This is a genomic window from Mesorhizobium opportunistum WSM2075, from assembly GCF_000176035.2.
Classification (GTDB): domain Bacteria; phylum Pseudomonadota; class Alphaproteobacteria; order Rhizobiales; family Rhizobiaceae; genus Mesorhizobium; species Mesorhizobium opportunistum.
On the sequence record NC_015675.1, the window covers coordinates 4,161,121 to 4,174,018 of the forward strand.

Annotated in this window: 11 protein-coding genes; 6 read left to right on the forward strand and 5 right to left on the reverse strand. The window is 64.3% G+C overall.

The window, feature by feature from the left end; genetic code table 11:
• Positions 1–76 precede the first annotated feature (76 nt).
• Together MESOP_RS20065 and MESOP_RS20070 are read left to right on the forward strand one after the other, a co-directional pair.
• Complete coding sequence (locus MESOP_RS20065) at positions 77–661, forward strand: nitroreductase family protein (RefSeq protein WP_013895167.1); 585 nt, start codon at positions 77–79, stop codon at positions 659–661.
• Entirely contained in the window at positions 662–1,270 is a 609-nt protein-coding gene (locus tag MESOP_RS20070; RefSeq protein WP_013895168.1) for a flavin reductase family protein, read from the forward strand. It abuts the gene before it with no gap.
• 19 nt (positions 1,271–1,289) lie between these two features.
• On the opposite strand, the gene MESOP_RS20075 is transcribed toward MESOP_RS20070, so the two are convergent.
• The gene (locus MESOP_RS20075) at positions 1,290–2,003 is read right to left on the reverse strand and encodes a TetR/AcrR family transcriptional regulator (RefSeq protein ID WP_013895169.1); all 714 of its coding nucleotides are present in this window, start codon (positions 2,001–2,003) and stop codon (positions 1,290–1,292) included.
• A gap of 144 nt (positions 2,004–2,147) precedes the next feature.
• Between MESOP_RS20075 and MESOP_RS20080 the strand changes: the two genes are divergently transcribed.
• Both MESOP_RS20080 and MESOP_RS20085 read left to right on the forward strand, forming a co-directional pair.
• On the forward strand, positions 2,148–2,822 hold the full coding sequence (locus MESOP_RS20080; RefSeq protein ID WP_041164853.1) for a methyltransferase family protein: 675 nt from the start codon (positions 2,148–2,150) through the stop codon (positions 2,820–2,822).
• Between the two features lie 173 nt (positions 2,823–2,995).
• The gene (locus tag MESOP_RS20085) at positions 2,996–4,897 is read left to right on the forward strand and encodes a CASTOR/POLLUX-related putative ion channel (protein WP_041164203.1); all 1,902 of its coding nucleotides are present in this window, start codon (positions 2,996–2,998) and stop codon (positions 4,895–4,897) included.
• Positions 4,898–4,927: 30 nt separating this feature from the next.
• Here the strand turns inward: MESOP_RS20085 and MESOP_RS20090 are convergent, their stop codons facing one another.
• Both MESOP_RS20090 and MESOP_RS20095 read right to left on the reverse strand, forming a co-directional pair.
• Complete coding sequence (locus MESOP_RS20090; protein ID WP_013895172.1) at positions 4,928–5,809, reverse strand: HpcH/HpaI aldolase/citrate lyase family protein; 882 nt, start codon at positions 5,807–5,809, stop codon at positions 4,928–4,930.
• Positions 5,809–6,303: a MaoC family dehydratase gene (locus MESOP_RS20095; RefSeq protein ID WP_483414070.1), complete on the reverse strand. Its 495-nt coding sequence runs from the start codon at positions 6,301–6,303 to the stop codon at positions 5,809–5,811. The genes MESOP_RS20090 and MESOP_RS20095 overlap by 1 nt, the downstream gene beginning before the upstream one ends.
• Before the next feature lie 110 nt (positions 6,304–6,413).
• Here MESOP_RS20095 and MESOP_RS20100 point away from each other — a divergent pair, with 110 nt between their 5' ends.
• Positions 6,414–7,538 (forward strand): DUF2336 domain-containing protein, encoded by a 1,125-nt coding sequence (locus MESOP_RS20100; RefSeq protein ID WP_013895174.1) that lies wholly within the window; start codon positions 6,414–6,416, stop codon positions 7,536–7,538.
• Positions 7,539–7,557: 19 nt separating this feature from the next.
• On the opposite strand, the gene MESOP_RS20105 is transcribed toward MESOP_RS20100, so the two are convergent.
• On the reverse strand, positions 7,558–9,627 hold the full coding sequence (locus tag MESOP_RS20105) for an FUSC family protein (protein WP_013895175.1): 2,070 nt from the start codon (positions 9,625–9,627) through the stop codon (positions 7,558–7,560).
• A 45-nt stretch (positions 9,628–9,672) separates the two neighbouring features.
• The gene (gene parE, locus MESOP_RS20110) at positions 9,673–11,730 is read right to left on the reverse strand and encodes a DNA topoisomerase IV subunit B (protein ID WP_013895176.1); all 2,058 of its coding nucleotides are present in this window, start codon (positions 11,728–11,730) and stop codon (positions 9,673–9,675) included.
• 257 nt (positions 11,731–11,987) lie between these two features.
• On the opposite strand from parE, the gene cpaB reads away from it, so the two are divergent.
• Positions 11,988–12,887: a Flp pilus assembly protein CpaB gene (gene cpaB, locus MESOP_RS20115; protein ID WP_013895177.1), complete on the forward strand. Its 900-nt coding sequence runs from the start codon at positions 11,988–11,990 to the stop codon at positions 12,885–12,887.
• Positions 12,888–12,898 lie beyond the last annotated feature (11 nt).

Sequence of the window (12,898 nt, forward strand, 5' to 3'; positions counted from 1 at the left end):
GCGCCTTTGCCCGAGCCGCCCGACTTCCCGATGGTGCGCTTCAGCTCAAAACAGAGTGTTCAGGAGACTTGCGCCCATGGCGTCGCCGATCATCGACTTCCTGCTGACCCGAAATTCAGCGCCGATTCCGGAGCTCAAGGAGCCAGCGCCTGGTGACGCCGATATCGCAACGATGATCGCTGCCGCCACGCGCGTGCCCGACCATGGCCGGCTCGAACCCTGGCGCTTCATCCTCTATCGCGGCGATGTCCGCATCGAGATCGGCAAGAAGTTGGCCGACCTTGCCGAGCAGCGGGAAGGACCGTTGCCCGAAGGCCGCCGCAACCAGGAACTGGCGCGATTCTCGCGGGCGCCGCTGGTGATCGGCGTGGTATCGGCGCCGAAGGAGAATCCGAAAATCCCGCAATGGGAGATGTTCCTGTCGGGCGGCATGGCGGCGATGAACCTGATGATTGCGGCCAATGCGCTGGGGTATGGCACCAACATGATCAGCAACTGGTATTCCGATGTCGCGGAGGGCAGGGCGATCCTCGGACTGGCGCCGCAGGAGCGTGTCGTCGGCTTCGTCCACATCGGCTCTTATGCCGGCCCGGCGCCGGAGCGGCCCCGGCCCGATCCCGCAAAGCTCTATGCCGATTACTCAGGGCCTTGGGCGGGCTGAATGTTCTACGAGCCATCGAAGGGGCACGGACTGCCGCACGATCCCTCCAAGGCGATCGTGGCGCCGCGCCCGATCGGCTGGATATCGACGCTGAACAAAGCGGGCGAGATCAATCTCGCGCCATACTCTTTCTTCAATGCGGTTTCGACGCGGCCGTTCATCGTCTGGTTTTCCTCGGAGGGCGAGAAGGACAGCGCCTCCTTTGCCCAGGAAACCGGCGAGTTCGTTGCCAATCTCGTCGGCCGCGATCTCGCGGACAAGATGAACTACACCTCCGTCAACGCGCCGCGCGGCGTCAACGAGTTCGTCTATGCCGACCTTGCAATGGCGCCTTGCCGTCTAGTCGCGCCGCCGCGCGTGGCAGTAGCACCCGCCGCGCTGGAATGCCGGGTGACGGAAGTCTTTCGGCCGCGGGCGCTGGATGGATCGCCGACGAGCGCTGTCGTCGTCGCCGGCGAAGTGGTCGGCGTGCACATCGACGATGCCTTTCTGAAGGACGGCCTGTTCGACATCACCAAGGCCGGCAATGTCGCTCGTCTCGGCTATATGGACTATGCCAGCGTCGACGAAGTCTTTTCGATGCGCCGGCCGCGCTGGGGCCAGGAATAAGGGCCTTCCAACTTGTTCGTTACCGCGCCTTGCCGGCATTCGTTCGCCGCGCCGTCATAACGGCCCGCACATAACCGGGCTCCCCGATGCGAATGCTTCCGTCGGGAAGGCCGAGTATGCGGTCCAGGGCTATCTCGTAGAGCCTGACGCGTTTCTCCAGGGTTTCGATCGCCACATCCATGTCGGCGTCGCTGCCGCCGGCGAATGCCTTGGCCACCACGTCATGTGTGGCCGTGCCGAACTGCATGACGATGTCGGCGACCCCCTCCGGATCGAAGGTCCTGAAAGTGCCGTCTTCGACGCCTTGCCGGATGATCCTGACCAGCAGGGGCGAAAACGACGCGCTGGCGGCCAGGTTGATGCGGTGGAAGAGCACAAGGTTTTCAGGCCGAAACAGCGTCTCGAACAGAGCCCAGGCTTCCGGCGCGGTTTCGATCTTGGCCCGCCGCGACTGGGCGAGCAGGCTGTTCAGGCGGCCAAGCGGGTCGAGGTTGGGATCGTCGAGTATCTCCTGGACCCCGGCCATCGCCTGCCTTGCGAAACGCTCGGCCAGCGCCACCAGAAGAGCGTCCTTGGACGCGAAGTAGTGGTAGAAGGCGCCTTTTGAGACGCCGGCAGCCGCAATCACGTCGTTGAGGCTCGCTCTGTCGTAACCCCGCGTCAGGAACAGGGCCTGGGCATGGTCCAGGAGTTCTTCTCGCCTGAGTTCTGGATGCTTGATGACGCGGGGCATGGCGAAACCTTCTGCATGCGATGGCCTTTCCCGTCCAGTACGGAATGGCCGACGCTCGCTTGAATTATAGACCACTGGTCGGTATGATAAACCACTGGTCTATTCCAGCCAATGCCGGCGGGGGCATATCGTGGAAGGTTGATGATGATCACGAAATTGATTCTTCAGACATTCATCTGGTTCGGCATCATGGGCGCCTTGCTCTTCCTGTCGGCCGGGACGCTGGCCTGGCCGGGCGCCTGGGTCTACCTGGTGATGATGGTGGGGCTCAGTCTCACCTTGGGCCTGGCGCTGGCCCGGCGCGACCCCGGCCTGATGAACGAGCGGCTAAGCGCTCCCATCCAGAAGAATCAGACCGCGGCCGACAAGATCCTGCTGTCCATCCTTCTGCTCGGCATCTTCGGCTGGCAAATCTTCATGGGGTTCGATTTCCGCTTCGGCTGGTCGGCGGTTCCGGTCTGGGGACAGGTGGTCGGCGCGCTGGTCCTGATAATCGGAATCTGGATCTCCTATTTGACGATGCTCGAGAACAGTTTCGCGGCGCCGGTGGTAAAAATCCAGGACGAGCGCGGGCAGCGCGTGATCACCACGGGGCCTTACAGTTACGTCCGCCACCCGATGTATGCCGGCGCCATCCTGTTCTTCGCCGGCACGGCTCTGCTGCTTGGCTCGTGGTGGGGGCTGGCGTTGGTGCTCGTGTTCATCGTTCTCCTGGCCATCCGCACCTTCATCGAAGAGAAAACGCTTCGCACCGGCCTGCGCGGCTATGACGACTATGCAACGCAAGTCCGCTACCGCCTGATCCCTATGGTCTGGTAGCGTTCAGGCGGAAATGCCTACCCCCTTCGCCCGGTCCGCCATCGCGGCGGCTTTCTTGGTCGCGAGCGCGCGAAAAGCGATTCCCCTTCATTTGAACACAGGCTAAGACAGCGGCTTCGGCGATGCGTTGGGTTGGCGCATCGACCTTGGGGATAGTGCGGGGCACCGGCAACATGAAGAAGCGAGACACGCTGGGAACCCGGCTGCGCTACGGGTTCGACAAGAGCATGGCCGCAGGCCCGATCGCGCTGATCGGTTGGCTCGCGGTCGTTTCCCTGCTGATCATCATCGCCGCCGCGGCTTTGCTTGCGGTGACCCGCATCGCACCGGAGGGCGGCGAGCCGCTGAACTTTTTCGAAGCGTTCTGGGAATCGCTGATGCGCACGCTCGATTCCGGCACGATGGGCGGTGATACCGGCTGGGCTTTCCGTCTCGTCATGCTGGTCGTCACGCTGGCCGGCATCTTTGTCGTGTCGGCCCTCATCGGCGTGCTCAGCGCCGGCGTCGACGGCAAGCTCGATGAATTGCGCAAGGGCCGTTCGCGCGTGCTGGAGGCCGATCACACCATCATCCTCAACTGGTCGCCGTCGATCTTCGACGTCATCTCCGAACTGGTCATTGCCAATGCCAGCCGGCGCCGTCCACGCATCGTCGTCATGGCCAATATGGACAAGGTCGCGATGGAGGACGAAATCGCGGCCAAGGTCGGCAAACTGGGCAATACGCGCATCATCTGCCGCAGCGGCGATCCGACCGATCTCTACGACCTGGCCATCGTCAACCCGCAGACCTCGCGGTCGGTCATCGTGCTGTCGCCGGAAGGCGACGATCCGGATTCGCAGGTCATCAAGACAGTGCTGGCGCTGGTCAACGACCCGAACCGCCGCGCCGACCCCTACAACATCGCCGCCGAGATCCGTGATGGCAAGAATGCCGAGGTCGCCCGCGTCGTCGGCGGAACCGAGGTGCAACTCGTGCTGGCCGATCAGCTGATCTCGCGCATCGTCGTGCATTCAAGCCGGCAATCGGGTCTCAGCGGCGTCTATTCGGAGTTGCTCGATTTCGACGGCTGCGAAATCTACACGACCGGGCAGCCGGAGCTTACCGGCAAGACCTTCGGCGAAGCGGTGATGGCGTATGAGCACTGTGCGCTGATCGGCCTTTGCGACCCGCAGGGGCGCGTCGATCTCAATCCGCCGTCGGATCTGGTGATCGGCCAGGACATGCGCGCCATCATCATCGCCGAGGACGATGCCGCGATAAAGCTGGGAGGCACCGGGATCAAGATCGACGCGGCGGCGATCCACGGTCCTCGGCCCATCAAGACGAAGCCGGAGCGGATGCTGATCCTCGGCTGGAACCGGCGGGGTCCGATCATCACCTATGAACTGTCGCGCTATGTCGCGCCTGGTTCGATCCTGACCATCGCCGCCGATACGCCCGGGCTCGAGCAGGAAATTGCCGGACTGACAGTCGCCAGCGACAATCTGTCGGTTGAGTGCCGCATCACCGACACCTCGAGCAGCGCAGCACTGGCGAGCCTGGACGTGCCTTCCTACGATCACGTGCTCGTCCTCGGTTACAGCGAAACCATGGCGGCGCAGCCGGCCGACACGCGCACGCTGGTGACGCTGCTGCATCTGCGCAAGATCGCCGATGATGCCGGCCTGCACATCTCCATCGTCAGCGAGATGATCGACGTGCGCAACCGGGAGCTCGCTGCGGTGACCAAGGCCGATGACTTCGTCGTCAGCAACCGGCTGGTCAGCCTGATGTTGGCGCAGGCATCCGAAAACCAACACCTCGCCGCGATCTTCGATGATTTGCTCGATGAGAAGGGCTCCGAAATCTACATGCGCCCGGTCGCAGATTATGTCGCAATCGACCAGCCGCTGACCTTCTGGACGATCGCGGAATCGGCGCGGCTACGCGGCGAGATCGCCATCGGCTACCGGCGCATCCGCACTGGAGATGCCGACCAGCGGGCGCTGGGGGGCGTCATCGTCAACCCGCTGAAGTCGGAAGCGCTGACGTATCTGCCGGAGGACCGGATCATCGTGCTGGCGCGGGACTGAGAGCAACTCCAGGAAGACTGTGAAACGGATTTAAGCGGAAATCCCCGCCGCCCGCGCGCGTGCCAGAAGCCGTTCGGCCAGCCGCAGGTGCGGCCGGTCGAACATCTTGCCGTCGATGCCGACGACGCCGGGATTTCCGGCGGCGGCGAAGGCGTCGATTATCGCCAGGGAGTGTTCGACCGCCTCTGCCGAAGGCGTGAAGGCGGCGTTGATGACCGGTACCTGTGCCGGGTGGATCGCCATCTTGCCGGTAAAACCATCGCGCTCCGCCTCGCGGCATTCGGCTTCGAAAGCAGCCATGTCGCGGAAATCCGGAAACACGGTGTCGACCGCGGCGACCTCGGCCGCACTGGCGGCGAGAATGGTCATGGTGCGAGCAAGGCGGAACAGATCGGTGTAGCGGCCACTCTCGTCGCGCGCCGATCGCGCGCCGATCGCCGCCGACAGGTCTTCCGCGCCCCAGGTGAGGCCGACTAGGCGCGCGCTAGCACCGGCATAGGTCGCGGCGGCGAGCACACCGGCCGGGGTTTCGGTGATGATCGGCAGGATTTTGATCGCCCCGTCCGCCAGGCCGTTTTCGGCCTCGCGAACCCTGAGCTTCGTCGATAGCTGCTGGACGTCCTGGCCACTGTTGGATTTGGGCAGCATGATGCCATCCGGCTTCGCCGGCACGAGCGCGGCAAGATCGTCATCCGTCAGCCCGCTCGAGAGGTCGTTGACCCTGACGTAGATCGCCGAACTGGATTGGCTCCGGTGCCCGGCGATGAAGCGTGCCGCGATCGCGCGCGCCGTTGCCTTGTTCTGCGGCGCCACGGAGTCCTCGAGGTCGACGATGACCACATCGGCGCCGACGCCAAAACCCTTTTCCAGCTTCCGTTCGGAATCGCCGGGGACGAACAGCAACGAACGCATCAGGCAGCCTTCTTCAGCATCATCGCTTGCCTCGTGCATTTGGCGACGAGGTCACCATGCTGGTTATAGGCGCGGTGCTCGAACTCGACGATGCCGCGATCGGGCTTCGATTTCGATTCCCGCACCGACACGACCGTGGTCTCGACGCGGATGGTGTCGCCATGGAACACCGGGTGCGGAAACACGGTTTCCTTCATGCCGAGATTGGCGACCGTCGTGCCGACCGTGATGTCGTTGACCGAGATGCCGATCATGAGCCCGAGCGTGAACAGCGAGTTGACCAGCGGCTTGCCCCATTCGCTCTTGGCGGCGAAATCGAAGTCGATATGCAGCGGCTGAGGGTTCAGCGTCATCACCGAAAACAGCATGTTGTCGCTTTCGGTGACGGTCTTGCGCAGCGTGTGCTGGAAGACGTGGCCGACGACGAACTCCTGGAGATAAAGCCCGGCCATTTTCTGTCTCCTTCGCTGCCTGACGGTTGATAAGCGCTGCAAATCGGCCCCGCAAGCCAGTTAATGAACATGGTGAACCGTTCGTAAACCATTTCTACCTACCGTAATGACCGGGGCCAGAAACCTTCTGGCTAGGGGCGTAAGCAGACGGCATGGTTGTTGTTTCGCATTTCCTGAAGTGGATCTACACGGCCAGGGTGTCCGAGCGCGCCGCCGCGGCAAGCGCGCTGGCCCGTGCCTACATCAATTCCGAATTGCCGTTCGAGGACCGCTGCGCCGCCGAGGCGGCGCTGACGCTGCTGCTCGACGATGCCTCATCGAAGGTGCGGCTGGCGATGGCGGAGCCGCTGTCGATGAGCCATCACGCGCCGCTGCAGATTATCAGCGCACTGGCCTCCGACCAGCCGGAGGTTGCCGGCGTGGTGCTGGCACGCTCACCGCTGCTCACCGACGCCGACCTGATCAACCGCGTGGCGGCAAGCCAGAAGGCAACACAGACGCTGATCGCCGATCGGCCGCTGGTCTCGATGGCGCTGTCGGCGGCCATCGCCGAGATCGGCGAGGCGGAAGCCTGCGCGGTGCTGCTGGCCAACAGCGGCGCCGATATAGCGTCGCTCAGTTTCCGCCGCATGGCTGAGCGCCATGGGCATCTGCCCCTGGTGCGCGAGGCGCTGATATCGGATATCCGCCTGCCTGCCGACTGCCGGCACATGTTGCTCATCAAGCTCGGCGAGACATTGAAAACATCACCGCTGGTCATGGCTCTGATGGGCGCCGCACGTGCCGAACGCGTCATGCGCGACGCTTGCATCAAGGCCTCGGTGACGCTGATAGAAGGCACGCGCCCGGAAGAGCACGCGGCACTGATCGAGCATTTGCGCTTGCGCGGCGATCTCACGGCGAGCTTCCTCATCCGCACCATCGCGCACGGCAAGGTGGATTTCTTCGGCTCCACGCTGGTCGCGCTCAGCCAGCAATCCGAACAAAGGGTGAGGGCGCTGCTCGCCGGCGGGCATGATGTCGCCCTGCAGGCGCTGTTCCGCAGCGCTGGCCTCGCCGCCGCCACGCACGCGATCATCCTGCGGGCGCTGAAAATCTGGCGAGAGGTCGCCAATGGCAAGCGCGTCGCTGGCGTGCAGGAGGTCAGCTGGCTAATGCTCAAGGAATTGGGCGGGCAATCCGCGGACGGCGACCTCGCCATCCTGGTCAAGTCGATCCATCTCGAGGCGCTGCGCGAGAACGCGCGCGGTCATGCGCTGGCGATCGCCGCGGCCTGAAGTCGGCGCATTCGGCCACTTAGCTTCGATCCCTGGCGAAAGAATCCGGGAAATCCTCCATTGCCGCGGCGATGATGCGCAGTGACGCCGCGATCTGCAGCATGTCGCCGGTGGCGTTTTTCTGGGCGATGGCCGCAGCATATTGGCGGGCGACGGCGATGGTCGCCGTCTGCGGATCGCCTGGGGCGCGGAAGAGCAGTTCGCGTGCCAAGCCTCTCAGGAAGTTGGCGATCGAGAGCGCGGTTTCGGGCGCAATGGCATGGTTTTGGCTCGTAGCGCGCAGCCGCAGGACCTCGAGGCCGACCGTGACGGCGACGACGCCGCCACCCAGAACCGCCTCGCCCTTCCTGCCCGAATTCTGCACCAGCGGCATCAACTGGTTGATCCGGTCATAGGCGAGGCTTTCGAAGGCCGAACGCCTCGGCACACGCTCGTGCAGGCAAAGCCGTGCCAGATCCTCGCGCATGGCGCGCACGATACGGTTGGCCGCGAGCCACGGATCGGCGGGCAGCACGATGAGGAAGACGCCGATCGCCAGCAGGATGCCGACCAGCACCGACGCCGAGCCGGCGAAGAACGGGCCAGGATCGTAGGTCATCGCCTGATGCGGACTGAGGAAGGCGAGGAAGTTGATGGCGAAGGCCGTGGATACGCCGACATAGCGCGGATTGGCCATGCCCAGCGCCGTCGGCACCAGGATTGGCACGACAAACAGCACGAACCAGCCGAAGCCGGGCAGGGCAGGCAATGCGATCTGGCCGACGAGAAAGGCAAAAGGCAAAGCCAGCAGCGTTCCCTTGAAGAAACCCCAGGATACCTGCACGGGATCGGGGCGGGCAGCAAACAGGCTCGACACGACGGCAACGAGAATGACGGTGCCGGCCGCTTCCGACCATTTCGTCGTCAGCCAGAAAGCCGCGACCAGCAGCGTCGCAAGGGCTGCGCGCACGGCGTTGCGCGCCGCGCCGGGATAGTCGCGGTGTACCACGAGGGCCGGCTGCTGGCTGGCGGGACCTGGGCGCCGCGTGACCGGGGCGCGCAAGGCATCGAGCCCGCGCAGCACCTGCTTCAGCGCCTCGGCGAAATCGGCGGCGATGGTGAGGCGGGTGATGGTGCCGACCTTGTCGTCCTCCTGATCGACCGGGGCATCGGGCATCTGCCGGGCCTTGGCCGAGATCGCATCGAGCCGGGCCACCCAAGGCGCGGTGTCGTCCAGCGCGCCGGGTTTGGTCGCCAGTTCGCCGACAAGCAGCTGCAACTCCGAGCGCACCGGAATGAGCGCTGCGTTCTTCGGCGCGGCGTGCGAATGCAGCGCACGCGCGGCCGAGAGTGCCGACAGCAATTGTCCGATGGTGCGCCGAACGGGATGGGCGCGCGGCGCGAAGCTCGGCGCCTCGAGCCTTGCATAGGCGCGCATCTCGCCAAGTGTCTGGGTGTCGGCGACCAGCTTCCTGTGCAGGCCGGAAAGCGTTGCCGGATCGCCGCCGGAGAACGCACCGCCGGCATAGGTCGCAAGATCGATGATGCAGCGCTTCAGCCGCGAGATGATGGCGTCACTGGCCAGCTTGGGCAGGATCAGCCGGCTTGTCAGGCCGGCGCAGACAATGCCGAGCACGATCTCGGCACAACGCGCGACCGCGAGGTCCACGACCAGATGCGGCTGCCCGAAGGCGGGCAGGCCGATGATCATCGCCGTATAGCCGGCAAGTGCCGCACCATAGGCTTCGGGATTGCGCAGCAGCGACGAGACGAAGGTGCAGATGCCGATCCAGACCGCGAGCACCGTCACCAGCACCCAGGGGCCGGTGCCGAACGCGGTGGTGATGCCGATCGCCGCGACGCCGCCCACAAGCGTGCCGAGCAGCCTGTAAAAGCCCTTTGCCAGCACCATGCCCGCGACCGGCTGGGCAACGATGAACACCGTCATCATCGCCCATTGCGGGTGGTCGAGCTTCAGCGCATAGGCGGCCAGAAGCGCGATCAGGCCGGCCGAAACGGTGCGCAGGGCGAAAATCCAGTCCGAACGCGTCGGCTGCGTCAGCCCGGCCAGATTGGTGTCGAAATAGTCCTTCAGCCGCACCCAGATCACATGCTGGTCTCCGTACCTGCACGGACAAGGTAGAGCAGTGGGCGGCTAGATATCCAGCACTTCCGCCTCGGCGAATTCGGCACGTTCCTGGATGAAGCGGAAGCGGGCTTCCGGCTTGGTGCCCATCAGCTCATCGACCCTGTCCTTGGTGGCCGAATCGATTTCGTTCACATCGACCCTGAGAAGTGTGCGCTTCCTCGGGTCCATCGTCGTCTCCTTGAGCTGTGCGGCCATCATCTCGCCCAGGCCCTTGAAGCGGCCAAGCTCGACCTTGCCGCGCCCGGTGAATTCGGTGCGCAGCAGCTCGTCCTTGTGCGCGTCGTCGCGGGCATAGGCGACCTTGCCGCCCTGCCTGATCGAGTACAGCGGCGGCACCGCCAGATAGAGGTGTCCACCGCGCACCAGCGCAGGCATCTCCTGGTAGAAGAAGGTGATCAGCAGCGAGGCAATGTGGGCGCCGTCGACGTCGGCGTCGGTCATGATGATGACGCGGTCGTAGCGCAAATCCTCATCGCGGTATTTCGATCGCGTGCCGCAGCCGAGAGCCTGGATCAGGTCCGATATCTGCTGATTGGCGGCCAGCTTGTCGTTGCCGGCGCTGGCGACGTTGAGGATTTTGCCGCGCAGCGGCAGTACCGCCTGGCTGGCGCGGTCGCGTGCCTGCTTGGCCGAGCCGCCGGCCGAGTCACCTTCGACGATGAAGAGTTCGGCACCGGCGGCGGCATTCTGGGTGCAGTCGGCCAGCTTGCCCGGCAGGCGCAGCTTGCGCACCGCGCTCTTGCGCGACACTTCCTTTTCCTGGCGCCGGCGCACCCGTTCGTCGGCGCGTGCGATCACCCATTCGAGCAGCTTGGAGGCTTCCTGCGGGTTGTCGGCCAGCCAATGGTCGAACGGATCGCGGATCGCGGTCTCGACAATACGAATGGCCTCGATCGTCGCCAGCCTGTCCTTGGTCTGGCCGACGAATTCCGGCTCGCGGATGAACACCGACAGCATGCCCGCCGCCGAGATCATGACGTCTTCGGAGGTGACGATCGAGGCGCGCTTGTTGCCGACGAGCTCGGCATAGGCGCGCAGGCCCCGCGTCAGCACATTGCGGAAACCGGCCTCGTGCGTGCCGCCTTCACCGGTCGGGATGGTATTGCAGTAGGAATTGACGAAGCCGTCGCCGCCGAACCAGGTCACCGCCCATTCGAGCGAGCCATGGCCGCCTTGCTTGTCGCTCTTGCCAGCGAAGATTTCGCGCGTCACCTGGAAATCGTCGCCCAGCGATGCCTTGAGATAGTCCTTTAGTCCGCCGGGGAAATGGAATTCCGCCTTGGCCGGCGTCTGGTCCTTTTCCTTGATCAGCGACGGATCGCAGGTCCAGCGGATCTCGACACCACCGAACAGATAGGCCTTCGAGCGCGTCATGCGGTAAAGCCGCGCCGGCTCGAACGCAGCGCCCTTGCCGAATATCTGCTCGTCGGGGTGGAAGCGGATCTTGGTGCCGCGCCGGTTGTGGACTTCGCCAAGATGCTCGAGGCCGCTGACCGGGACGCCGCGCGAGAATCTCTGCCGATAAAGCTGGCGGCCACGCGCGACCTCGACCTCGAGATGATCCGACAGCGCGTTGACCACGGATACGCCGACACCGTGCAGGCCGCCTGAGGTCTCGTAGACCTTGGAATCGAACTTGCCGCCCGAATGCAGCGTCGTCATGATCACTTCCAGCGCCGGCTTCTTGAACTTCGGGTGTGGATCGACCGGAATGCCGCGGCCATTGTCGGTGACGGAGAGATAGCCGTCGGCCGAAAGCTCGACATCGATGAAGGTGGCGTGGCCGGCAACCGCCTCGTCCATCGAATTGTCGATGACCTCGGCGAACAGATGGTGCATCGCCTTGTCATCGGTGCCGCCGATATACATGCCCGGCCGGCGCCGCACCGGCTCCAAGCCTTCGAGCACCTCGATGTCGGCGGCGCTGTAGCCTTCCGAACCGTCGCGGCTTGCCGCCGGCCGCTTGGCCGCCGCCTGCACCAGCGGATCCGCCGGGCGCGCCGGTGTGCGGACCGGCTGCGGTTGCTTGTCCAAGTCGCCGAAAAGGTCGTTGTTGTCGTCCATGCCTGCCATAGGTCCGGTGCTGCGAATCACCCGCCGATACTGCCACGCTTTTCAGCGCCAAGCGACGGAGGTTCCTGTTACGTTCGGGGATCCGGCCCGTCTTATCCTAAAACCATTCGATAACCAAGCGGGCGGAAATAGGTCGAATGCCGTCGTTCTCCATTCCTGATTCTTTAACAATGCCGCCTAGCGTGAGCCCAACATAACAAGAAACTACGGGCATCAGGGGTTTAGGCGTGAGGGGCAAGGCCATAAGTATGATCGGTATCGCCGCCGTTTTCGGCGCGATCTCGATCTTTGCCGCGGATTTCTGGGTCAAAAGCCAGGCCGATGCCCAGGAGAAGACGGCATCGATCGCCGCTCCGGCCCCGCCCAAGATCGAATTCAAGACCATCGTGGTGGCGAACGCTCCGTTGCGCTACGGCATGGAACTCGACCGCACGAAGCTCATCGAAATTCCCTGGCCGCAGGATTCGCTGCCGCAAGGTGCCTTTGCCACGATCGATGGATTGCTCGGCGAAGGCGGCCGCGTCGTGCTGTCGCCGATCGAGGTCAACGAGCCGGTGCTGCTGACCAAGCTGTCGGGGCCGAACGGCCGTGCGACGCTTTCCAACATGCTGACGCCCGGAATGCGGGCGGTTACCATCCGCACCGATGAGATCGCCGGTGTCGGCGGCTTCGTCACGCCGGGCGACCGCGTCGATGTCGTGCTGACGCGCGATGCCGGTGAAATCCAGGAGGTCGCCAAGAATGCGCAGGGGGCGGCCGGTTCGACCATCACTTCCGAAATCGTCGTCGCCGACGCCAAGGTGCTGAGCGTCGGCCAGGGCGCCGACGAGCGCCAGACGGCGCCGCAGATCGCCAATTCCGTGACCCTCGAGGTGACGACCGAGGGCGCCCAGAAAGTGGCGCTTGCCCGCACCGTCGGAACGCTGTCGCTGTCGCTTCGCTCAGCCAGCGAAGGCGGCGACGGCAAGAACGGCGTCACCACCATCTCCTCCTTTGGCGGATCGGTGGCGTCCAAGGCGCAGGCCACGGCCGGCTCGTTATTCGATGCCATGACCAAGGAGCCGGAGAAGCCGAAATTCAAGACGGTCATCGTGACGCGTGGCACGAAGGCCGAGGAATACCAGGTTCCGGCGCGGGACCAGAAGTAAAAGGCCGGTGG

Coding starts and splice junctions, on each gene's coding strand:
- MESOP_RS20080 (WP_041164853.1), top strand. CDS start 2,148: ATGATCACGAAATTGATTCTTCAGACATTCATCTGGTTCGGCATCATG.
- MESOP_RS20070 (WP_013895168.1), top strand. CDS start 662: ATGTTCTACGAGCCATCGAAGGGGCACGGACTGCCGCACGATCCCTCC.
- cpaB (WP_013895177.1), top strand. CDS start 11,988: ATGATCGGTATCGCCGCCGTTTTCGGCGCGATCTCGATCTTTGCCGCG.
- parE (WP_013895176.1), bottom strand. CDS start 11,730: ATGGACGACAACAACGACCTTTTCGGCGACTTGGACAAGCAACCGCAG.
- MESOP_RS20065 (WP_013895167.1), top strand. CDS start 77: ATGGCGTCGCCGATCATCGACTTCCTGCTGACCCGAAATTCAGCGCCG.
- MESOP_RS20090 (WP_013895172.1), bottom strand. CDS start 5,809: ATGCGTTCGTTGCTGTTCGTCCCCGGCGATTCCGAACGGAAGCTGGAA.
- MESOP_RS20100 (WP_013895174.1), top strand. CDS start 6,414: ATGGTTGTTGTTTCGCATTTCCTGAAGTGGATCTACACGGCCAGGGTG.
- MESOP_RS20085 (WP_041164203.1), top strand. CDS start 2,996: ATGAAGAAGCGAGACACGCTGGGAACCCGGCTGCGCTACGGGTTCGAC.
- MESOP_RS20075 (WP_013895169.1), bottom strand. CDS start 2,003: ATGCCCCGCGTCATCAAGCATCCAGAACTCAGGCGAGAAGAACTCCTG.